Genomic DNA, 2,925 nt, shown 5'->3' on the forward strand with positions numbered 1-2,925 from the left:
GCCCCGCTTGCGTCTTGGACGAATGCGCGACGCCTCAGTCCGCCGGGACACCCGGCGGCGGGCCCGCGGCGAGGGCGTCCACGCCCCGCCAACGGCTGGGGGCAACGCCGGCGAACTGCCTCCAGTCGCGGTCCATGTGCGCGTGGTCGGACCAGCCGCACGCCACGGCAACCTCGGTCAGAGGCTGCCTCCCGGCCGCGACGAGACCCACCGACCGCTCGAAGCGGGCCACCCGTGCCGCGCCCTTCGGTGAGAGGCCGAACTCGGCCCCGAACTGCTCCTGCAGTCGCCGGGTCGACCAGCCGACGTGCCGCGCCACCGTCCGGATCGGGGCCCGACCCCCGCCGGCTCGGATCACCCGCCAGGCCTCTCGCACCTCGGGCCTGGCTTCGGAAGCCCGGTCGTGCTGCCGTGCCAGCTCGCCAAGGAGCGCCTCGACGCGCTCGAACCGCGCGGCCCACGACCCGGTCGCGTGCAGCTGCTCGCACAGCCAGGCGACCCGCGGGCCCAGGAGGTCACCCAGCTCGTAGGACCCCTCGGCGAGCTCCGCAGCCGGGCACCCGAACAGCTCGCGCACGGCGCCCGGACGCAGCGCGAGCTGGACCCCGTGCTGGTTGCCGTCGTGGTGGATGTGCGCCGGGTGGGTGGCCAGGCCGGCCAGGACCGCGTCGTAGGCCAGCGGCGCAGCGCGGCCGTCGGCCACGGTGAGCGGCGCGTCGAGCGGCAGGACGAGCGTCACGGTCCCCGACGGCATCCCGATGTGGACCCCAGCGGGGTAGCCGACGATCCGGTAGCCGACGGCGCGCTGCACCCAGCGAGCCACCCGTGCGGAGGGCACGTGCTCGTGGTGCTCGGCGGTCGGGGCCGGCGACAGGACCACACGACGACCGTACGCGACGCGCCCGACCAAGCCCAGCGGCATACGGCCGGCGTGTGCCTACTTCTTCGGTTTCGTGTCCTCGCTGGAGAGGGCGGCGATGAAGGCCTCCTGCGGCACCTCGACCCGCCCGACCATCTTCATCCGCTTCTTGCCCTCCTTCTGCTTCTCCAGCAGCTTGCGCTTGCGGCTGATGTCGCCGCCGTAGCACTTGGCCAGCACGTCCTTGCGGATCGCGCGGATGTTCTCGCGGGCGATGATCCGCGAGCCGATGGCCGCCTGGATGGGCACCTCGAACTGCTGGCGCGGGATGAGGTTCTTCAGCTTGCCGGCCATCATGACGCCGTACGAGTACGCCTTGTCCCGGTGCACGACCGCCGAGAACGCGTCGACCTGCTCGCCCTGCAGGAGGATGTCGACCTTGACCAGGTCGGCGACCTGCTCGCCGTCGGGCTCGTAGTCGAGCGAGGCGTAGCCGCGGGTGCGCGACTTCAGCTGGTCGAAGAAGTCGAAGACGATCTCGGCGAGCGGCAGCGTGTAGCGCATCTCGACGCGGTCCTCGGACAGGTAGTCCATGCCACGCAGCGCGCCGCGCCTCGACTGGCAGAGCTCCATGATCGCCCCGATGAACTCGCTGGGCGCGAGGATCGTCGCGCGCACGACGGGCTCGCTGACCTCGGCGATCTTGCCGGCCGGGAACTCGCTCGGGTTGGTCACGTGGACGTGCCGGCCGTCCTCCATGGTCACGTCGTAGACGACGTTGGGCTGGGTCGAGATCAGGTCCAGGCCCGCCTCCCGCTCCAGCCGCTCCCGGACGATCTCGAGGTGCAGCAGCCCGAGGAAGCCGCACCGGAAGCCGAAGCCGAGCGCGGCCGAGGTCTCCGGCTCGTAGACGAGCGCGGCGTCGTTCAGCTTGAGCTTGTCGAGGGCGTCGCGCAGGTCGGGGTAGTCGGACCCGTCCATCGGGTAGAGCCCGGAGAAGACCATCGGCCTGGGGTCGCGGTAGCCGCCGAGCGCGTGCCCCGCCGGCCGGCTCGCGTTGGTCACCGTGTCGCCGACGCGCGACTGGCGCACGTCCTTGACCCCGGTGATCAGGTAGCCCACCTCGCCCACGCCGAGGCCCTGCGACGGCACCGGCTCGGGGCTGATGACCCCGATCTCGAGCAGCTCGTGGGTCGCCCGGGTCGACATCATCAGGATGCGTTCGCGCGGGTTCAGGTTGCCGTCGACCACCCGCACGTAGGTGACCACGCCGCGGTAGGTGTCGTAGACCGAGTCGAAGATCATCGCCCGCGCCGGCGCCTCGGGATCGCCGGTCGGGGCCGGGAGCTTGTCGACGATCGTGTCGAGCAGCGCGGGGACGCCCTCGCCGGTCTTGCCGGAGACCCGCAGGCAGTCCTGCGGCTCGACCCCGATGAGCCGGGCGAGCTCGTCGGCGTACTTGTCCGGCTGCGCGGCCGGCAGGTCGATCTTGTTCAGGACGGGGATGATCGTCAGGTCGTTCTCCATCGCGAGGTAGAGGTTCGCGAGGGTCTGCGCCTCGATCCCCTGGGCCGCGTCGACGAGCAGGACGGCGCCCTCGCACGCCGCGAGGGAGCGGGACACCTCGTAGGTGAAGTCGACGTGCCCCGGGGTGTCGATCATGTTCAGGGCGTACGTGGTGGACGTGGTGCCCTCGTCGAGGGCCCACGGCATCCGGACCGCCTGGCTCTTGATCGTGATGCCCCGCTCGCGCTCGATGTCCATCCGGTCGAGGTACTGCGCCCGCATCGCGCGGGCGTCGACGACCCCGGTCAGCTGGAGCATCCGGTCGGCGAGCGTCGACTTGCCGTGGTCGATGTGCGCGATGATGCAGAAGTTGCGGATCAGGTCCGGCGGCGTGGCGTTGGGCGCAAGCGCGGAACGGGCCATGGGCGACACGGTGGGACAGACCTCGCAGACGGCGGTGGGTGGGCTCTCGCCGGGAGCCGCAGCCCCCGACGGGCCAGTCTCCCACGCTTCGCGGGTATGCCGCTCACCCCCCTCCGCCCCGAACGCCCGATCGCGGC

The 2,925-nt window shown here is 71.7% G+C and carries 2 protein-coding genes; both read right to left on the minus strand.

Features of this window, described 5'->3' with window-relative positions:
* Nucleotides 1-34: 34 nt before the first annotated feature.
* Nucleotides 35-880, minus strand: a complete 846-nt coding sequence (locus WMI84_RS17845) for a helix-turn-helix domain-containing protein (protein WP_347355118.1) — start codon at nt 878-880, stop codon at nt 35-37.
* A 57-nt stretch (nt 881-937) separates the two neighbouring features.
* Nucleotides 938-2,788 carry a translation elongation factor 4 gene (gene lepA, locus WMI84_RS17850; RefSeq protein ID WP_347355119.1) on the minus strand — a complete coding sequence of 617 codons (1,851 nt, stop codon included), beginning with the start codon at nt 2,786-2,788 and terminating at the stop codon, nt 938-940.
* Between the last annotated feature and the right edge of the window lie 137 nt (nt 2,789-2,925).

The sequence above is a fragment of the Intrasporangium sp. genome (genome assembly GCF_039812505.1).
GTDB lineage: Bacteria > Actinomycetota > Actinomycetes > Actinomycetales > Dermatophilaceae > Intrasporangium_A.

What these genes read in the sequence shown, in the direction of transcription:
- lepA (WP_347355119.1), bottom strand. Translation starts at nt 2,788, where the DNA reads ATGGCCCGTTCCGCGCTTGCGCCCAACGCCACGCCGCCGGACCTGATC.